Below are 19118 nucleotides of genomic sequence, written 5' to 3' on the forward strand. Positions count from 1 at the left end.
CACCGGTGACGTCAAATATCACCAAGGATTTTCATCTGATCTAGCAATAGAAAAAAATCTGATACACCTGGCGTTAGCGTTCAATCCTTCTCATTTAGAAATTGTTAGCCCGGTAGTCATAGGCTCAGTACGTGCCCGCCGTGATCGTTTAACTGAAATGCAAAGTGATAAGGTATTACCTATTACTATTCACGGTGATGCCGCCATCACCGGTCAAGGGGTGGTGCAAGAAACGCTAAATATGTCACAAGCACGCGGTTATGAAGTGGGTGGTACCGTACGTATTGTGATTAACAACCAGATTGGTTTTACTACCTCTAATCCGCAAGATGCGCGTTCTACAGAATATTGCACTGACATTGCTAAAATGGTGCAAGCGCCGATTTTTCACGTTAATGCCGATGATCCGGAAGCGGTGGCCTTTGTCACCCGCGTAGCCTTAGATTTTCGGAACAAATTTAAACGCGATGTGATGATTGATTTAGTCTGTTATCGGCGCCACGGCCATAACGAAGCGGACGAGCCCAATGCGACACAACCTCTCATGTATCAGAAAATCACCCAACATCCTACGCCGCGTAAAATCTATGCTGATAAGCTCATTGAACAAAAAATAATTAATCCGGGAGAGGATACGGAAAAAGCCAATTTGTATCGTGATGCTTTGGAGCACGGCGATTGCGTGGTTAAAGAATGGCGTCCGATGACAATGAATTCTGATACTTGGTCTCCTTATCTTAAGCATGAATGGGACGCCGAGTATCACAGCCAAGTGGATAAGCAACATTTACAAAACTTAGCCCAATCTATTAGCACTGTACCAGACACGATAACAATGCAACCGCGCGTGGATAAAATTTACTCTGATCGGCGCAAAATGATAGAAGAAAATAAGCCATTTGACTGGGGTGCCGCTGAAAATTTGGCTTACGCCACTCTGATTGATGAAGGCATTTCTGTGCGTTTATCGGGTGAAGATGCCGCCCGTGGGACTTTCTTTCATCGTCATGCCGTAATTCATAATCAGGAGGAAGGCTCTGTTTACCTGCCATTAGCCAATATCAAAGATACCCAGAAGCCAGCAGGCAAATTTCAAGTTTGGGATTCAGTGCTATCAGAAGAAGCGGTACTGGCATTTGAATACGGCTATGCGACCGCTGAACCACGCACCTTAACCATCTGGGAGGCGCAATTTGGCGACTTTGCCAATGGCGCGCAAGTGGTTATCGATCAGTTTATCAGCTCGGGTGAACAAAAATGGGGCAGAATGTGTGGTTTAGTCATGTTATTACCCCATGGTTACGAAGGCCAGGGCCCTGAACATTCTTCTGCCCGTTTGGAACGTTATCTGCAACTTTGTGCTGAGCAAAATATGCAAGTCTGCGTTCCATCAACACCGGCACAGGTTTACCACATGTTACGTCGTCAAGCGTTACGCGGTATGCGTCGGCCATTGATTGTCATGTCACCCAAATCGTTGCTCCGTCATCCCTTGGCGACCTCTTCTCTTGACGAATTAGCCAATGGCACTTTCCAACCCGCCATTGGTGAGATTGATCCACTGAATGCGAAAAAAATTGACCGCGTCCTGATCTGTTCAGGCAAAGTCTATTATGACTTACTAAAACAGCGTCGTGAAAATAAGCAAACCAATATCGCCATTATACGTATCGAGCAACTCTATCCGTTTCCACATGTTGTCATCAAACAGCTGCTGGAAGATTACGCCCATGTACGTGATTTTGTTTGGTGTCAGGAAGAGCCGCTTAATCAAGGCGCTTGGTATTGTAGCCAACATAATTTTTATGAAGTGATACCACAGGGAGCGTCGTTACGTTATGCCGGTCGCCCTTCTTCAGCATCACCGGCGGTGGGGTATATGTCAGTACATCAAAAACAGCAACAAGATTTGGTGAATGACGCGTTAAATAGCTGATTATTTAATTGATAAGGTATAAAAAATAATGAAGAGCGTAGATATTTTGGTTCCTGATCTACCTGAATCGGTGACTGATGCGACAGTGGCCACCTGGCATAAAAAACCAGGTGATACTGTCCAGCATGATGAAATTCTATTAGAAATTGAAACTGATAAAGTGATTTTAGAAGTACCGGCCAGCCAATCAGGTACTCTGGAAAAGATTTATGAAGACGAAGGGGCTACTGTGCTGGCAAAACAGCGGGTTGGCTCTATTAATCCCAACGATAGTGCGAATAAAACCATAGAAACAAAACCACCAGAGAAGAAAACGGCAAACACCAATCAGGATAGATCCCCTAAGTCAGCAGAAGTGACTAACGATGCACTGAGCCCTGCCATTCGTCGTTTGATAGCAGAGCATAATATCAATGCCAGTATGATCAAAGGCAGTGGCGTCGGCGGTCGTATCACACGTGAAGATATCGATCAGTATTTAGTCCAGCAAAAAAATTTAACCGGCTCGAATGCGAAAAAAGAAGCGCCAGCGGCTATCCCGGGGTTAAATCAGCTGCGTGAAAAACGTGTCCCCATGACGCGCCTACGTAAACGGATTGCTGAACGTTTATTGGAAGCAAAAAACAACACCGCCATGTTGACTACTTTTAATGAAATCAACATGAAACCGGTTATGGATCTACGAAAACAATACAGTGAAGCCTTTGAAAAACGCCACGGCATCCGTTTAGGCTTCATGTCTTTTTATATCAAAGCGGTACTTGAAGCGCTAAAACGCTATCCAGAAGTGAATGCGGCCATAGATGGTACTGATGTGGTGTATCACAACTATTTTGATATCAGTATTGCGATTTCTACACCCCGTGGTTTGGTGACACCGGTGCTACGTGATGTAGATACGCTATCCATGCCAGAAATTGAAAAACAGATCAAAGCACTGGCGATAAAAGGGCGTGATGGCAAATTGACAATAGAAGAACTCACCGGCGGTAATTTTACCATTACCAATGGCGGTGTCTTCGGCTCCTTAATGTCAACCCCTATCATCAACCCACCACAAAGCGCCATCCTCGGCATGCATACGATTAAAGATCGGCCAATGGCAGTTGATGGTCAAGTGGTGATCTTGCCGATGATGTATTTGGCGCTTTCTTATGATCACCGTTTAATCGATGGGCGGGAATCGGTAGGATTTTTAGTGACAATAAAGGAAATGCTGGAAGATCCAGCCCGTCTGCTGCTCGACGTATAAAAAAATCAACCCAGGCAAAACACAGGGGTTAACAATTTTAGGCCTCTTTGGTCTTTATAGGGATAAACAACATGAATTTACACGAGTACCAGGCAAAAAAATTATTTTCTGAAAATGGCTTGCCAGTTCCAATAGGTTACGCTTGCAGCACAGCACAAGAAGCCTCTGCCGCCGCCGCAAAAATTCCGGGGGATAAATGGGTAGTAAAATGCCAAGTCCACGCGGGTGGGCGGGGTAAAGCCGAGGGCGTAAAATTGGTGGATAGCAAAGAAGCTGTCGAGGCTTTTGCAACCCAGTGGTTAGGTAAAAATTTAGTCACTTACCAAACAGACGCCAAGGGGCAACCCGTCAAACAAGTTTTAGTTGAAGCCGTGACTGAGATCGATAAAGAGTTGTATCTTGGGGTGGTAGTCGATCGCTCTTCACGCCGTGTGATGTTTATGGCGTCAACCGAAGGCGGCGTTGAAATTGAAAAGGTAGCAGAAGAAACGCCTGAATTGATCCATAAACTCGCATTAGACCCATTAACAGGGCCACAACCCTATCAAGGGCGTGAATTGGCATTCAAATTGGGGTTAAATGCTAAGCAAGTCACGCAATTTAGCCAAATTTTCATGGGTCTCGCCAAACTATTCTTAGAAAGCGATCTGTCGTTAGTGGAAATCAATCCGCTGGTCATCACCAAACAAGGCGATTTAATTTGTCTCGACGGCAAATTATCAGTCGATGGCAATGCGTCGTTTCGTCAAAAAAAATTATTTGAAATGCGTGATCCAAGCCAAGAAGATGAACGTGAAAACCATGCTACTAAATGGGAGCTTAACTATGTCGCGCTCGATGGCCATATCGGTTGTATGGTGAACGGGGCAGGTTTAGCCATGGCAACTATGGATATCGTGAAACTGCACGGTGCTGAGCCCGCCAACTTTTTAGATGTCGGCGGGGGTGCGACCAAAGAGCGTGTTACCGAAGCCTTTAAAATCATTTTATCGGATGACAATGTAAAAGCCGTTTTGGTGAATATTTTTGGTGGGATCGTGCGCTGTGATCTGATCGCCGACGGCATTATTGGTGCGGTAAATGAAGTCGGTGTTAAAGTGCCGGTCGTGGTTCGTCTTGAAGGAAATAACGCGCCATTGGGTGTACAAAAATTAGCCGAAAGCGGTTTAAATATTATCGCTGCCACCAGCCTGAACGATGCTGCTACAAAAGTCGTAGCTGCCGCGCGGAGTCAATAATGTCTATTTTAATTAATAAAAAAACTAAAGTGATTTGCCAAGGTTTTACTGGTAGCCAAGGGACTTTCCATTCTGAACAAGCTATCGCTTACGGTACACAAATGGTCGGCGGGGTGACTCCTGGTAAAGGTGGCACAATGCATTTAGGCTTACCGGTGTTTAATACCGTCCGTGACGCCGTCAAGGAAACAGGCGCGACAGCATCGGTTATCTACGTCCCAGCACCCTTCTGTAAAGATTCTATTCTGGAAGCGATTGATGCCGGTATCGAGCTCATCATCTGCATTACCGAAGGCATACCGACATTAGATATGTTAGTGATAAAAGCCAAACTGGATCAAAGTGGTGTCAGGATGATCGGCCCTAACTGCCCAGGGGTGATCACCCCCGGTGAATGTAAAATTGGCATTATGCCTGGCCATATCCATGCTCCCGGCAAAGTCGGTGTTGTTTCGCGCTCAGGGACGCTCACTTATGAGGCGGTAAAACAAATAACGGATATTGGCCTGGGTCAATCAAGTTGTGTGGGCATTGGCGGTGATCCTATTGCCGGCGCTAATTTTGTTGATATCTTAAAATTATTTCAAGCAGATCCCCAAACAGAAATCATTGTCATGATTGGTGAAATCGGCGGTAATGCAGAAGAAGAAGCGGCGGAATACATTAAAAAACATGTCACTAAACCCGTTATCGCCTATATCGCAGGCGTGACAGCCCCAGCAGGCAAACGAATGGGTCATGCGGGGGCTATTATTGCCGGCGGTAAAGGAACCGCGGAAGAAAATTTGCCGCGTTGGAGGCAGCAGGGGTAACAACAGTCCGTAGTTTGGCTGAGATTGGTGAAGCTGTAAAAACCGAAAAATCCGTTTCGTCTTAAGATGAAATAAACTAAAAATGATCTTATATGATTAAAAATGGAATGTTTGATGACATTCCATTTTTTTGCCAATAAAGCCAAATCATTTTAACTTGATTTAAGTGTTGTCGTCGCTTGCCGTACTATTTGTACTGTCTGTGCGCCTCCGCCTTGAATCAAATTAAACTGATTCGGCTATATAGCTACTCTTTACTTCCCTGCTTACGTCCAAAATTGTCTAAAATCTTAGAAATAGTGTCTTTATCGGCGTCTTTGCACTGCTGTAAAAATTCTTGGCGTTTCTCAAGGGTTTTTTCAGCATCAAATTTTTCATCATCATCATCTTCAAATACATTGATACCGAAAAATTCCTTTTCGGCCGATGCACATTCAGAGACAGCGCTCTTTTCCATTTTACTAAACATACAGAGTACGGCTTCACAAGCATCGTCGGCTTGAACAGAAAGTGAAAAACTCGATAAACTGCTCAGGAAAAACGCTAATAATAAAGATTTTTTCATTTTTAATGGTTCCCAAATAAAGATTAAAAGAAGAGCAGAAAAAATTAGCAACCGTTGTTTGCTAAAAGCCTATTCGAAATCTTCTTGAGCGATGCTCATTTTTAACAAAAGACGGCTTGCACAAGAGATTTCAAATAGCTCTAACAATACACTGTGCGACAAAAACCTTTCCTATACACCCGCTCGCATTTTCTCTTATTCATTATTCGTGTGTAATGACTTTCGGAATAGTATCATCCGCGCGCCAGGTCATTACTTCACAACCATTATCTGTCACCACCAGCGTATGTTCATATTGTGCCGACCAGCTGCGATCTTTAGTTTTCACTGTCCAACCATCTTTCATCATACGGATGTGGCACTTGCCTGCATTGACCATGGGTTCAATAGTGAAAGCCATGCCACTTTTCAGCACCACACCATGATCATCCGCCTTGTAATGTAGTACTTGGGGGGCTTCGTGAAAACCTCTGCCAATGCCGTGTCCACAGTATTCACGTACCACCGAAAAATTTTCTGCCTCAACAAATTCCTGGATGGCTGTTCCTAGGCTACCAAGACGGATACCTGGCCTGACCATATTGATGGCTAAGTAAAGACTTTGTTGTGTAATTCGGCACAGACGTTGTCCTAGCGCTGTTGGATCACCGACAATAAACATTTTTGAGGTGTCGCCATGAAAACCGTCTTTAATCACAGTAACATCAATGTTCACAATATCGCCGTTTTTCAATATGGCGTTATCATTCGGGATCCCATGACAAATAACATCATTAATCGAAATACAAACAGATTTAGGGAAATTTCGATAGCCCAAACAAGCCGACAACGCTTTCTGCCTATAGGTAATATGGTGATGGCATATGCGATCCAATTCACCACTACTGATACCAGGCTTAACATAAGGCTCGATGATCTCGAGTACTTCTGCGGCTAAACGGCCAGCAATGCACATTTTTTGAATATCTTCGGGTGTTTTAATTGAAATTGCCATTTAAGTAAGTCCGTAAGCTAATAAAATTAGATAGCATTAGACTTTTGCATAACCTAACCTGGATGACAACCCCTATCAGATACAGCAGGCAATAAGGAGCGATTTTTGACCATATTGGCACCACAGATACAGCTATTATTATCTCCGGTACGCGCCAAAAGAAGATGCCAATTTTCAATACAGTTATAGTCCAGCATCGCGCAATAGCACAAAATATGGTGGTTACAGGCAACATCGGCGGCAATAACGGCTTGAGCCGTTTGGGGGGTTAGCTTGACAACCTCAGTGAGAGAACAATAGTCGAATAAGGAAGGGGGCAGATGCGGCACAATATCACGTACATAATTGTAGACTAAGTAACAATCAGCCATTAGCGCTTCAAAACGATCAGCAAAGCCTTTGTCACCTGGACGCGGTGAGGCAAACAAACACATGCTCAATGTTACCGCCTGAGGCTGATCACTATAATAGCGATCAGCGAGATCAAAGGCTAAATAGGTACCCAAGGCAGCACCCAAGCTATGGCCAGTAATGACTAGATGGCACCCACCCACCGCATCATAAATCCCAGAGGCAGCACTGGGCGCAGTGTCTGGAATATTTGAGAGTAACCCGTTTCCGTCTTGACGCAGGGGAAGATACCTCATGCTTTGGTACAGGCGAAAAACCCCTTCTTCGACTTTCCCGCCTCTGGAGCAGGATGGGAAATCAAACAACATTTGAGGCTATCGATCCACTCTTGTATATTTGCCGTACCACGCAGCACAACGGCATACTCGCTCGTTTTCACCTGTTGTGCTAATACGCCATAAAAGCGCCAACTGTTAGCATCACTTACACCAAAAGCATCATTGGCTACCAGACAACCGTGGATCTGCCAACTCGCGGCGAGGCGGCTGCCAGGCAACGGTTGACGGCACATAATATGAGGATCACCTGCTTGGTAAGCATTCATCACATCGGCGATCAACAGACCCCACTCAGCGGCTTGGGTAGGGGTGAAAAGGGACGCTTTCATCTTATTCCTCAACTGAGAGACTATTCAAAATCTTCTTGAGCGACGCTCAGACGAGGAAAAAACGGGCGAAAAAGCGCAGTTTACATAGAGTAATGCGCATTTTGAGCTCGTTTTTAACGAAGTATACCCAATGAATTTCGAGTTACGGCAAGGCGGCAAGGGCGACCGACCGATGAGCGTAGACATACTACGTGATTCGGCGAGCACCCGCAGACAACAAAGCCGTAACTTGAAAGGCGAAGGGTATATCAGCGAGTACAAGAGATTTCGAACAAGCTCTAAGATTTAACCCAATCGAGATCCACGTTACCAACTATCCCTTCAACCTTTCCTTTACTACTATGCTGCCACCAACACCAACTTTTATCTTTCCAGGTATCCGTAACCTTCGGTTCAGTCGCACTCCAATGAGCAATCCAAAGAGGACAGCCACTGAAATCATATTTTTTCCACGCCACTTTTTCAGTCCAAACGCTGGGAGAAGTATAAATGTAAGGAAAACGACCATTAAGCAGCGAGTCTTTCAGCAAATTGACCAATTCATATAAATTATCCGCCATTTGATCGGGTGTCGCGCCTTCATTTCCCCCTGCTTCTACATCTATTGCCAGCCTATCTTGGGTAAGGTCAAATCCACTGTCATTCAATCTGGCGCAAATGTTGTCCCGTTGCTGTTGTGCCGAGCTGCTTAAAGCCCGGAAATAATGATACCCCCCGGCGGCGATACCCTGGCTTTTCATCCCTTTAAAATTCGTTACAAAGCGCTCATCTGTATAGGTTGCGCCTTCGCTCATTTTAGCCATGCCATAACAAATACCGCTGGCCGCTACCCGCGACCAATCGATATTTCCTTGAAAGTGTGAAACATCAATCCCTTTTTTAAATTCATTTATTGGGTTAATCGTTTGTTCCATGATGATCCTCTTTTGTCTGACCGACAATTTTAATTTATAGCACTCCGCCTACTTTTCCATTGATGAGCTTAGTAGATACGAACTATTTTGCCATTTATCCCCTTCGCCTTTGAAGCTGCCGTGTTGTTGGCTGCGAGTGTACAAAAATGCCCGATCCTTAAGTCGATTCGCTGTTTCATACGCCCCTGATTGACCTTGTATTTTGCATACAGTTGACGTAGACTGCGCCACAATTTGGTTTGTTGTAACTTCATCCAGCGTATATACCTCTCACTTCGTAATAAATCCTATATTTACCTTCTGCAACCTCAATTAATGCGATAGAACCCGATCAGGGTCTATACCGTTTGCCTTTGAAGTTGCCTTCGGCTGCCAGGGGGTGAGACCGATGAGCGTAGACAGACTACGTGATTCGGCGAGAGCACCCCCGCAGCCAACAAGGCGGCGGCTTCAAAGGCGAACGGTATATTCGTCTGACTTAATCTATTAGACCTCTTTGGAAACCGTAGCGAGTGATACGGAGTCAAGGCGCCCGGCGCACAGCAACCTTCGTTGCCATAAGTACATGAGGATTGCGCGCACCGGGCAACGCAGGATCCGCGTCACGCAGTAGGTTTCCGAAGAGGTCTATTGGCTGCCTTTGGGGCACCTCGCCTAATAGGGTGGAAGTTGTCACTGGGAAGGAGAAGATGGTACTGAAAAAGAATTCTGTTAAGATGGGTTTGGGTGCTTAAAGCTTTCTGCTTTGAGCATGCGCGATAGGCAGAAAGACAAAAGCCCCGAGTTATTTTTCAATTAACCCGAGGCTCTCATATGACCCAACCGCATAAGAATAGCCTCTTAACAGCAATAATGCAATCGGAGGTTAAAATGTCACGAAGACTTATCCTGTATGGACTTATCGTTATTTGTTTTACGATATTGGTGTTCACCTGGATGGTAAGAGGTTCACTTTGTGAGCTGAATATCAAACAAGGAAATACAGAGTTTTCTGCCGTTTTAGCCTACGAAGCAAAACGTTAAGAGCAATTCTGGCGGGAGGCAACTCCCGCCGTTTTGCTGCTGTTGCATTCGAGTTTTTAAGCACCCAACCCTTCTTTTACTTTCTTCCTTGCTCACTATCCCCTCCGCCTTGAATCAAATTAAACTGATTCGGCTATATACCCTTCGCCTTTCAAGTTACGGCGGCGTTGGCTATTACAAACCAACATTTATGCTAATTAATAGGGAAATTGATTATGACATTTGAATTTGATGTAGAGCGCACACTTGACCAAACGGCTCAACGCGCATTCGTTATCAGCCTTTTAAGAAACATTCATGCCAACAATGACTATTATCAACAGAATATATTTTATAAACAATTTATTAACCTCAAGAGCTGCTATGAAAATCTGACACCTGAGCAAACCACCGCAGAAGAGATGTTATTATTGCTACAGCTTCTTGATTCATTGAAAGAAAGTTCCGATATATTTATCGATGAAAAAAATAAAATAATAAAAAAAAATAAAATTAATTGATGTGTTCGATTTACGGATTGAAGCAATTAAAGAAACCGTAGATAAAAAAATACACTTTATCTGCCTGATAAAAATAACGGAAATACAACAACAATACATCGATCTGTGGATAAAACATAATCCGGATTATGAAATAAATATATGGGTTGATAATACAGCTACTTTAGCTTGGGAGCTGGCACTGCGTTTACAGAACGAGGCGAGTAAAGCAGCACTTACTGCGCTCACTATCGGCACAGGTGAGCTTTATTCCTTGTCTAAAGAAAACAGGATCATAGAGCAAAATCAGGCTTATGAAACCATTAAAACCGCTATGGAGACCGATTTTTTTAGTTTTGATCAAGCCATCTCAGAATTTCTACAAAATAAAAATTTAGCGACAAAAGATGAACTGAAACAAATCAAACTAAAAAATGAAAAAAGCATTGATGATGCCTTGAGTGAGCTACAAAGCCGCAATCCTACAGCCAAAATTTATCGATTAAACCTACGCAACTTATCGCAACTTTTACCTGATATCTCGCCTGAAACTGTCTTTGATCTTGTACCGGATACAGATAGCATACAAATACCGCCAGATAAAAAAGAAAGTGAATGGTATATTAAAGAGTTGGCGTTACGCGGCAACCTAGCCGCCGCCAGCGATATTTGTCGCCTGTTGATACTGCAAGAATATGGCGGTATTTGTTTCCATACCGACCTGTTACCCGCAATAAATACAACGTTATTTAGCGAATTTATCGACAGCACCGCGGAAGACCCAGAGGGCGCTGAAAGTCAACGGCGCATTGTCAATATTATTTTAGATCAGCAGAAACAAACGGGGAGGGTGCCGGTAGCCTCAGAGGTTGAAGGCGAGCAATTTGTTGAACCTCTTTTTGTCAATAAGATAAAAGATGTGCTGGCCAGAGCGCATGAACAAAATATTCCTCTCTTCAAATCGCTTAACGAATTAAAAGTGGATCCCTATTTCCAATGTCAATATGACACTGGCTATAACCGGGCTGTGGTCGCGAAAAAGGATAGTTTATGCATCAAAAAGATGTTAGACAATCTCAATAAAGGTCATTTACTCATTAAGCATAGCCTTTATAGCATTGACCGGTTAACCCTGATCGAATGGCAACCTGAATTCGCTCAAGCCGCACTCAAGCAACGGCTAATGGAATTATCGTTGCGATTTGATGCGAGTGTATTGGTTCAGTATCGCGATGATAATATTGCCCACAAGGGGCAACATGCTCGCTCAAGCGATGAATTGACCGGGATCCGTGCTTATGATTATGCTTGTGCCGATTTGTATAATCAGGTCGAGATTGAACGCACTAAAACACTCATGGCATCCGAGCAGCCTTTTATCAATGTGTTCTTTTTAACTGAAGAAATTTATCAATCACGCTTATCAGGGGTAATGCGCGACTACAGCCTGCTAATTAACCGCCCGTGCTACGATCAGCAATACATTATCCAGCTCTACGCCAACCCGGCGGCGCTAGCAGCTGCCAATTTCCTCTATCAGCAAAATCCTCTGTTGAGTATTTGGTATCGCTATGATCCCCTCAAACAACAATTAGCCAAAGTTGCTGGCACTGAATATCTTGGCGACCACCGAAAAAAAGAATTATTTTGGTGGATAATCGAATGGAGAACAACAGCGGCGAATCCAGCATCGATGGGGAAATAATCGCTAATTTACTGCTTCATAAACCGCTATTCATTAATCAACCACTATTAAGAAGCCATGACATCATTACACAATTGAGCCTGATGGCTACTGGGTTTTCAACCGTTGAATTTACCGAAACCGTTAAATTTTTAGAAGAAGATATTAAGCAGCCCGGCGAAATTTTTCAGCTACCCCGTTTTATTGTCGATTTTTGTGCTGTTCTTACTGAAAAAGAAGTGGAAATAAAACGCACAATAATCCAGGAAAAACTCATTACTGTTGATACCATTGGCTTGAAATGGACAGGTACAGCAACATCATCAGGCATGACATGGAATTTGACACAACCTGGCGACAAAAAAATCATCATCAGTAATAATCAAGAAGATGATCAAAAAACGTTACTCTCTCACCCCTTAGAAAAGTACCTTATTGATCCCAATAAAATCGTTACTGCCTTCCAGCCAGAGCCCTTTACACTCGGTTACATCACTAAGACACCGATCATTAATCAGAAAAAGCTATCCGCCTGCTGGATTCATGAAGACACCGCCCAGGCGCTGTTGCACAGCGGGCAACAAGGCGCGCTGTTAATGTCTGCCGATAGCATGGTATTACTCGTTGCTATGGGGGGAGGAGGAGGAGAAATCATTATTTTTGATCGCCAACTCGCTAAGATAGCGCTCCTGATGGAGGCGTTAGCCAGCTCATTATTAAAGAAAAATTATACCGACTGGTTTGATTCACTGAATCTTTCCAACGGAAAATTAGCATTAAAATCTTTGATCAACAAACTATTCCATGCGCATCAAATCGCTTTTGAGCGGCTACAAAGTCGGGTACGCCACAACCAGTTTACCTTTTACCATATAGATTTGGCTAAAAATAGAAACACGCAGGACATCAACAAAATATTGCAAAAGATGTACAGCAAGAGCGACATTATTGCTGCCGTTTATCTAGGAAATATTGATGACTATATTTTTTTAAATCGTCAAGAAATAACAAAAAATAGCACGGGATTAAATATCACAACAATTTCTTCGACTATTTATGATATTAATAACTTTCTTAAACTTTTACCTAAAAATATTTCTATTTATTATCATTCCTTTTATCTTATTGATTATAATACACAAAATTTTTCTACTAAAATAAATAGATTACAAGACAATTATAGCAAGATTAAATATATAGAACGTATCAAGCAATGAAAATCGGGCTATATTATCAATAATATTTATCCTTACATCCTATCATTCGCAGCTAAGAAAATAAAAATGGCAGGTATACTTGGCGATGAATGGATAGCGATACTATCGGATATTCGATACTACCCACAAGAAAAAAAATACAGAATACCCTATCTAAATATTAACGATTTTATTGAAATAAAAAAATTAGAAACAACCAATAAATTTTTACCGACATCAACCCGTTATTAGATAAATCGACAGCAACCATTCGGGAATTTTGTCGATTTGGCAATGGGCAATTACCAATTAAACACCTGAGTAAAATAATTGATATTAATAATATAGAAAATAAAGCTGATTTTACTGCATCAGTATATAAATTTTGGTCTGATATGGATATTGGCATTAATAATATTAGCCCAATATTTATTGATTTAAGAAAAGCGCTCGATATCTATTTCGCGCTATCTGTTCCGATAGATATTAACAATGTATCCAACACTTAAGATACCGCAACTGATATACAATTAACATTATTTAGAGAGGGTAAACTCAGTCAAATTCCAGCAAGAATGAAAAGTGTTAACCGTTTTTTTAACATGATGGATAGAACCAGTAATAAAAAAACCGAAGTCATCGCTTCTGGATTAGCCAGAAAAAATTTTGTACTGAATACTGATGAGTTAATCGCAACCAAAGAGCAAGAAAAACATCATAGTGCTATGACACAGATCACCGATAATGTCATGAACACCGCTTTTAGCATCGCCGGCAATATTGCAACGGTAATGCTATCCATAACTAACATTATGCTGACTGCACTCAGTCGATTTATACCGCATAAGACAGAGAATTCATTAAAAAATAGAGAAAACATACACACTTGGGGTCACTATTTCAATCGTATGAATGAGGGGTGGCAACAGGGAGGATTTAGCCTTGAACAAGGGGTTTTACTCCCAGTCGAAGGCGTTGTCATCCGCCGAATAGATCTACGAAGACGCAATAATCCTACCGTATTGTTCGATAGGCATGGTCAACAAATACGAAAAATGGAAAAAGCCGGTATTCCTACCGATCTGGATACCTATATTAATTTACATAAATTAACAGGCATAGAAGAAGAAAAAACCATCACTGTTCTACAAGACAATCCCAATTTAAACCGGTTTGTCTTACCTGTGACACCGAGAGCCAGCATGGAACCTATTTATGACTCCGTATTATTTCCTGTTTTACAAACATTGCCTGAATTTAAAACCCTGCGCCAGTTTGCACAAAAAGATCCCGGATTTATATTTGCAGAACAGATAAAAACAAGCGCATCGATAACATCGGTCTGGAGAGTAATAACCAAAATAATATTTAATTATAGCTGGACAACAATAGATATTTTATTAGGAAATGGTGATTACAAACTCATTGCGCCAGGTGTTAGTGAAGATCAGCAAGTAGAACATAGCCTATACAAAGGGTATTTGTATTATACGCTTTTCGCACCAGAAACAGGCGATGCGGTTGTGATGTTAGGATTAAATAAAGCACAAGCAGACCTCAGGATAAAATGCAGTAATAATAAAGTAAAGTGGGTGATTTCTGCCAGCCATTTATCCGGTATGCAAGTCACCTTGACGGATTCAGTATTAAATTTTCACCGCCATTCCCAGGACAAAAAACGGAAACAATTAAAATTACTATTACTGACATCAAGAATACGCAGCTTATTATTCAACTTGCCACCGGTCTATTGGAAATAGATAAACAAAACCTAAGTATAATTCCGTTACAGGTTAATGTACAAACCCTACTAGATAATAGAATTATTGCTAATAAAAATCAAAGAACGGTAAAAAAATATCTGTCTGAATATACCAAAGGCCTGAAAGAAGTTATTAAACTACTGCGAATAAATAATTTTCATCCGATTGAAGAAGAGCAAAGTCAAGCCTGTTTTTATTCTTTAAGACAGAACGATTTTATTTATACCAAAACCGATGACAATACACTTTTTACGCATAAAACGAAACGCACTCATACTGAAGGCGGATTGATTTTTTTATATCCGCAAGCAAGCTAACGGGTTTGATACGCTATTATTATCCGCCACCGATAACTTTATTGATGGTTATCATCAAAACGAAATATTAGACATCACAAAATTAAAACAAGATCTTAGCACGCTCTGCCATTATTATAGCGTTCCCGAAGTGATACCAATGAATTGTAGAAATCAGCATCGAGGCTGGTATCACCCCGCTAGTCAAAAATTATTTATTATCCATGATGCTGATCGACTATATCGTTATCTTGGTTTTAACAAATGGGACAGATCGGCCTGGTTTATCCGTGCTGCTAGCAGATTTTCAAGCCAGCTATTACTTAAAATTTATGATAACGGTGGCCGTATCACTTTTCCAGACCAGAGCCCCAATTACCAACGCTTGGATAATTTGCTGGTATTAAAGGCAGATCATGTACTCAGGCTCACTGAGCAAGCACATGTAGAAATTGACGTACCGGCTTTATTAGTGATCATGACCGACGATCAGCAACACATGAGCTTTACGTTTAATCCAACCTTATTTCATTACACAGTGATTTATATTTGTAACATTACCACTAACAACCAGAAGAAAATATATTGCCAGTTCCCCGATAGCACTAATTTTTCCAAGGTACTTATCACCCGAGAACAGAATGATTTGAGAATGTTTGTTGATGATAAACTACTGGTGGTGGTTGGTGTGTTTATAGACAGTGAAGATGACGAGATGGCTAGAAAAGTACAATTTATCTTTCACAACCAATACACAACAGCGAAAAATTGGCGGCATATTACAGTGAAAAAACGGGAGGAGCAGAAATGTTTGACAGCGACCAAACTGATAATATTCTGCTCCCTGTTACTGATTCACTGCTACAAACAGTAGCGGATTAGCGGTTTTGTCGCATCGACTTTCTCTCGAATTAACATGACCCTCATTTATCAGGATGCTTCTTAAAATCAAGATCAGTTAAATCAGAGATTACCTTGGGTTTGATTAGTTTCACTTGACTACCAATGTCAATGATCATCCGATCAACACCCATTTCAAGAGGACCTTTATAGGTTTCTTGTGTCCTCTTCATTATTTCTTTATCGCCCTCCGCGCCAGGAAGTCCTTTTTTAACAATATGAGAGAATACCGCCATTTTCGGTTTGGCTTCTTTAAAAACGTCGGCCGCCTGTTCCGGGGTCGTTAATTTTCCCAAAATGATCTGCATTTCTGGTGTATGGGAAAAATCTTTACCGGTTGCGATCACATTATGAACAATTAAATCAGCGTTCATGCCGTGATGCACAACATTACGCGAATAGGTGGTATCTCCAGACAAAACCACTTTTCTATTGTTGTAAGTAATACTATATCCAAAAGCAGGATTACCATCGGCATGACACACCGGAAATGCGGTTACCTTAATTTCATGCGCTGCTGGCGTATTATCTTTTTCTTTGTAAAGCTCTTGTCCTAGACTTATCGGGTCGCCCTTTTTTGGACAAACATTTTCTTTGGGATTTTCAATTTCTGTAACCATGAGATCCAGTGATTCTTTTTTATTATGTTCATCTGAACGATTTTGTACATCATGACCATACATAGTTCGCATACCATCGCGCATTTTCAATGTGCCGACAGGACCCCATATTTTCATCTGCTCCGTTCGCCCCAACAAAACCAAGGCGTGATCCAAAGGCTAGCTAATCCTTCGATATGATCATTATGAAGATGGGTTAAAAAAACAGTAGTCACTTTTTTAATATCTACTTCCGATTCATAAAGCCGTTGCAACACGCCACGACCAGCATCAAACAATAATTTTTTTTCCTCCCACCTCAATCAATGTTGCGGGTTCCTAAAAGAATGACGCGCATATCAACTTTATCGCTTTGTGCCAACAAGGAATGACTGCACACCATTAAAACCGTCATAATAAAAATATGCCATTTCATACTAATATCCTTTTATTAGCCAGCAACTTCTTTAAACACATTTTCCAAATAGAATGTAGTGATATATTTCTTCAAAGACCACTTATTATCATTTTTCTTTATTTTTTTCCCAATGTTCATTGGTATTAGGGTCAAGCTTTAGCAGCAGTACCTCATCTTCCTCTTCTTCTTTTTCCTCTTTAAATCCTAACGCTAGATAACAAAGTGCTGCTTTGTCATCAACCGCGATTAATTTAACCACACCGTGATAACCTTGCATTTCAGAATATCTGACGGCTTCTTCTATTAAAGCCCCTCCACACCCCATTGAACCTGGATGCGTTACCAAGCGTTCGATTGTTAGGTACCCCTCATAAAAACAAGATGTGATCATCATGCCAGCCGGGGTTTCATCATTAATTTTATAGACGTAAAAGCGTATCTGTTCAGAGGCATACAAACCTGAAAAAAAATAAATTTTTTGATTATTAAGAAGGTGATGACTGGTATTTATTCTTTCATTCCAAGCTGCTTGATAGGCAGTAGCGTCCTTTTCTTCCGGAGAAAGACACCAGTCATTAATATTTTGATCCAATTTCTCAGTGAAAGTCATCGCTTGCTCACTGTCTACTATGAATATTGGCGCACGTTTACTATAACGCAACTGAGCAAAAGGGTTGATCGCAGACGGCTCTGACGAGCTGATAGGTAGCATTAGTGATTCCTTAATGAAATCCCAGCCTATAGAGAAGCATAGAAGTGAAAATACTGATGAGCAAGGGCATCATCAACATTAATTTTTTGTTGAATAGACGTTTATCATCAAATGCGAAAAGGAAAAAATCAGGGGGTGACAAGCGAGAAGAAAAACAAGCTAGGTTTTGATTTATACCCACAGTCCTTCAAGTTGCCGCTAGGTGTTTGGCTATACGTGAGTCAGGCGAACACCCGCAGCCAACAACATGACAGCTTCAAAGGCAAAGGATTATAGCTACAATATATCTGTAGTTATAATAACTTTAGCTATAATGTGATTCTAATTGAGATACCATTAATAAGAGCACAAGCGCTATCAAACAGGTTTTAAGCATTTACCATCCATTAATTTATTGGCAATAGAATGCTTGAGGTTTATTTATGAGCAAAAAAAAAGGGTTAATACCTCTGGTTCCAATGCTAATACTTTTAAGCAGTGTCGTCATTGTAGGCTGTAATGATAAAGATAGTTCACAAAAGGCGGCTTCACGACCCTTGGTTGAAGTGGGAATCGTGACCCTAGCAGCACAATCCATCAATGTCACCACTGAGCTTCCAGGTCGTACAGCCGCATCCTTGGTAGCGGAAGTTCGCCCACAGGTAAGTGGTATTATCCTGAAACGTAATTACACAGAAGGCAGTAATGTCACTACTGGCAGCTCACTGTATCAAATTGATCCTGCCCCCTATCATGCTGCTTATAACAGCGCCAAGGATGATTTAGCAAAAGCACAGGCGAGAGCCGAAATCGCCGGTATGAAATTAAATCGCTATAAACCACTGTTAAAAACACATTATGTCAGTAAACAAGAATACGATGAGGCTTCATCTGCTTTGACCCAAGCGAATGCAGAAGTGATGAGTGCAAAAGCAAAGTTGGAAACAGCACGCATTAATTTAGCCTATACCAAAGTGAATTCACCCATTTCGGGGCGTAGTGGTAAATCATTGGTCACTGAAGGGGCATTGGTCAGCAGCGGTCAAACCAATCCATTGACAACCATCCAACAACTTGATCCTATGTATGTGGATGTTACGCAATCGAGTGATCAATTTCTGCGTCTGAAAGAAGAATTAGCAACCGGTAGACTAAAACAAGAAGCAGGCAAAGCCAGAGTACGTCTGCTATTAGAAAATGGCAGAGAATATCCGGCTACCGGCACGCTAGAATTCTCTGATGTCACTGTTGATCAAAGCACCAATTCCATTACTTTACGTGCTGTTTTTCCAAATCCTAATGGAGCACTGTTACCGGGGATGTTTGTTCAGACTCGTTTG

Annotated in this window: 22 protein-coding genes and 1 pseudogene; 15 read left to right on the forward strand and 8 right to left on the reverse strand. The window is 41.8% G+C overall.

What is annotated here, in order from left to right:
• From sucA to sucD, 4 genes and pseudogenes are all read left to right on the forward strand, one after another.
• On the forward strand, positions 1 to 1936 hold a 1936-nt coding region (gene sucA, locus REG_RS07835), incomplete at its 5' end, for a 2-oxoglutarate dehydrogenase E1 component (RefSeq protein ID WP_039907966.1).
• A 28-nt stretch (positions 1937 to 1964) separates the two neighbouring features.
• On the forward strand, positions 1965 to 3188 hold the full coding sequence (gene odhB / locus REG_RS07840) for a 2-oxoglutarate dehydrogenase complex dihydrolipoyllysine-residue succinyltransferase (RefSeq protein ID WP_006705154.1): 1224 nt from the start codon (positions 1965 to 1967) through the stop codon (positions 3186 to 3188).
• A 71-nt stretch (positions 3189 to 3259) separates the two neighbouring features.
• Positions 3260 to 4426, forward strand: coding sequence for an ADP-forming succinate--CoA ligase subunit beta (gene sucC / locus REG_RS07845; RefSeq protein WP_006705155.1), 1167 nt, complete (start codon positions 3260 to 3262; stop codon positions 4424 to 4426).
• Positions 4426 to 5303 (forward strand): annotated as a pseudogene (gene sucD / locus REG_RS07850) (succinate--CoA ligase subunit alpha). Before sucC ends, sucD begins: the two are co-directional and overlap by 1 nt.
• Before the next feature lie 182 nt (positions 5304 to 5485).
• On the opposite strand, the gene REG_RS07855 reads toward sucD, so the two are convergent.
• The 4 genes from REG_RS07855 to REG_RS07870 all read right to left on the reverse strand — a co-directional run bounded on the left by REG_RS07855 (position 5486) and on the right by REG_RS07870 (position 7815).
• A complete protein-coding gene (locus REG_RS07855; RefSeq protein WP_006705157.1) occupies positions 5486 to 5803 on the reverse strand; it encodes a TrbM/KikA/MpfK family conjugal transfer protein in 318 nt (105 codons plus the stop codon).
• Positions 5804 to 6005: 202 nt separating this feature from the next.
• Positions 6006 to 6797, reverse strand: a complete 792-nt coding sequence (map, locus tag REG_RS07860; protein WP_006705158.1) for a type I methionyl aminopeptidase — start codon at positions 6795 to 6797, stop codon at positions 6006 to 6008.
• Positions 6798 to 6850: 53 nt separating this feature from the next.
• Positions 6851 to 7444, reverse strand: a complete 594-nt coding sequence (locus REG_RS07865; RefSeq protein WP_006705159.1) for a lipase family protein — start codon at positions 7442 to 7444, stop codon at positions 6851 to 6853.
• Positions 7441 to 7815, reverse strand: coding sequence for a hypothetical protein (locus REG_RS07870; RefSeq protein ID WP_039907968.1), 375 nt, complete (start codon positions 7813 to 7815; stop codon positions 7441 to 7443). The genes REG_RS07865 and REG_RS07870 overlap by 4 nt, the downstream gene beginning before the upstream one ends.
• 130 nt (positions 7816 to 7945) lie before the next feature.
• On the opposite strand from REG_RS07870, the gene REG_RS13410 reads away from it, so the two are divergent.
• Positions 7946 to 8104: a hypothetical protein gene (locus tag REG_RS13410; protein WP_176603483.1), complete on the forward strand. Its 159-nt coding sequence runs from the start codon at positions 7946 to 7948 to the stop codon at positions 8102 to 8104.
• On the opposite strand, the gene REG_RS07875 is transcribed toward REG_RS13410, so the two are convergent.
• A complete protein-coding gene (locus REG_RS07875) occupies positions 8094 to 8729 on the reverse strand; it encodes a glycoside hydrolase family 25 protein (RefSeq protein ID WP_039907970.1) in 636 nt (211 codons plus the stop codon). The two genes, REG_RS13410 and REG_RS07875, sit on opposite strands and share 11 nt — an antisense overlap.
• Before the next feature lie 870 nt (positions 8730 to 9599).
• On the opposite strand from REG_RS07875, the gene REG_RS07885 reads away from it, so the two are divergent.
• The 8 genes from REG_RS07885 (at position 9600) to REG_RS07915 (ending at position 16044) form a co-directional block, all read left to right on the forward strand.
• Positions 9600 to 9752 (forward strand): Hok/Gef family protein, encoded by a 153-nt coding sequence (locus tag REG_RS07885; RefSeq protein ID WP_071985203.1) that lies wholly within the window; start codon positions 9600 to 9602, stop codon positions 9750 to 9752.
• A 215-nt stretch (positions 9753 to 9967) separates the two neighbouring features.
• Positions 9968 to 10252: a hypothetical protein gene (locus REG_RS07890; protein WP_039907978.1), complete on the forward strand. Its 285-nt coding sequence runs from the start codon at positions 9968 to 9970 to the stop codon at positions 10250 to 10252.
• A gap of 1 nt (position 10253) precedes the next feature.
• Positions 10254 to 11936, forward strand: coding sequence for a TcdA/TcdB catalytic glycosyltransferase domain-containing protein (locus tag REG_RS07895; RefSeq protein ID WP_006705163.1), 1683 nt, complete (start codon positions 10254 to 10256; stop codon positions 11934 to 11936).
• Positions 11882 to 13132 carry a hypothetical protein gene (locus tag REG_RS07900; RefSeq protein ID WP_141553654.1) on the forward strand — a complete coding sequence of 417 codons (1251 nt, stop codon included), beginning with the start codon at positions 11882 to 11884 and terminating at the stop codon, positions 13130 to 13132. The genes REG_RS07895 and REG_RS07900 overlap by 55 nt, the downstream gene beginning before the upstream one ends.
• A gap of 66 nt (positions 13133 to 13198) precedes the next feature.
• Positions 13199 to 13363, forward strand: coding sequence for a hypothetical protein (locus tag REG_RS13420; protein WP_176603485.1), 165 nt, complete (start codon positions 13199 to 13201; stop codon positions 13361 to 13363).
• A gap of 323 nt (positions 13364 to 13686) precedes the next feature.
• Entirely contained in the window at positions 13687 to 14871 is a 1185-nt protein-coding gene (locus REG_RS07905; RefSeq protein WP_006705165.1) for a TcdA/TcdB pore-forming domain-containing protein, read from the forward strand.
• On the forward strand, positions 14862 to 15191 hold the full coding sequence (locus REG_RS07910; protein WP_039907980.1) for a hypothetical protein: 330 nt from the start codon (positions 14862 to 14864) through the stop codon (positions 15189 to 15191). Before REG_RS07905 ends, REG_RS07910 begins: the two co-directional genes overlap by 10 nt.
• Positions 15192 to 15330: 139 nt before the next feature.
• On the forward strand, positions 15331 to 16044 hold the full coding sequence (locus REG_RS07915; protein WP_039907983.1) for a hypothetical protein: 714 nt from the start codon (positions 15331 to 15333) through the stop codon (positions 16042 to 16044).
• A 49-nt stretch (positions 16045 to 16093) separates the two neighbouring features.
• Here the strand turns inward: REG_RS07915 and REG_RS07920 are convergent, their stop codons facing one another.
• From REG_RS07920 to REG_RS07930, 3 genes are all read right to left on the reverse strand, one after another.
• The gene (locus REG_RS07920; protein WP_039907985.1) at positions 16094 to 16807 is read right to left on the reverse strand and encodes an MBL fold metallo-hydrolase; all 714 of its coding nucleotides are present in this window, start codon (positions 16805 to 16807) and stop codon (positions 16094 to 16096) included.
• Positions 16804 to 16992, reverse strand: a complete 189-nt coding sequence (locus REG_RS07925) for an MBL fold metallo-hydrolase (RefSeq protein WP_039907989.1) — start codon at positions 16990 to 16992, stop codon at positions 16804 to 16806. The genes REG_RS07920 and REG_RS07925 overlap by 4 nt, the downstream gene beginning before the upstream one ends.
• Before the next feature lie 201 nt (positions 16993 to 17193).
• Positions 17194 to 17799 (reverse strand): GNAT family N-acetyltransferase, encoded by a 606-nt coding sequence (locus REG_RS07930; protein WP_039907991.1) that lies wholly within the window; start codon positions 17797 to 17799, stop codon positions 17194 to 17196.
• Positions 17800 to 17910: 111 nt separating this feature from the next.
• Here REG_RS07930 and REG_RS13425 point away from each other — a divergent pair, with 111 nt between their 5' ends.
• Both REG_RS13425 and REG_RS07935 read left to right on the forward strand, forming a co-directional pair.
• A complete protein-coding gene (locus REG_RS13425) occupies positions 17911 to 18075 on the forward strand; it encodes a hypothetical protein (RefSeq protein WP_176603488.1) in 165 nt (54 codons plus the stop codon).
• A gap of 146 nt (positions 18076 to 18221) precedes the next feature.
• Positions 18222 to 19118 (forward strand): efflux RND transporter periplasmic adaptor subunit (locus REG_RS07935; protein ID WP_039907993.1); only part of this gene is annotated, 897 nt, incomplete at its 3' end.

The organism is Candidatus Regiella insecticola LSR1 (assembly GCF_000143625.1).
Taxonomy (GTDB): domain Bacteria; phylum Pseudomonadota; class Gammaproteobacteria; order Enterobacterales; family Enterobacteriaceae; genus Regiella; species Regiella insecticola.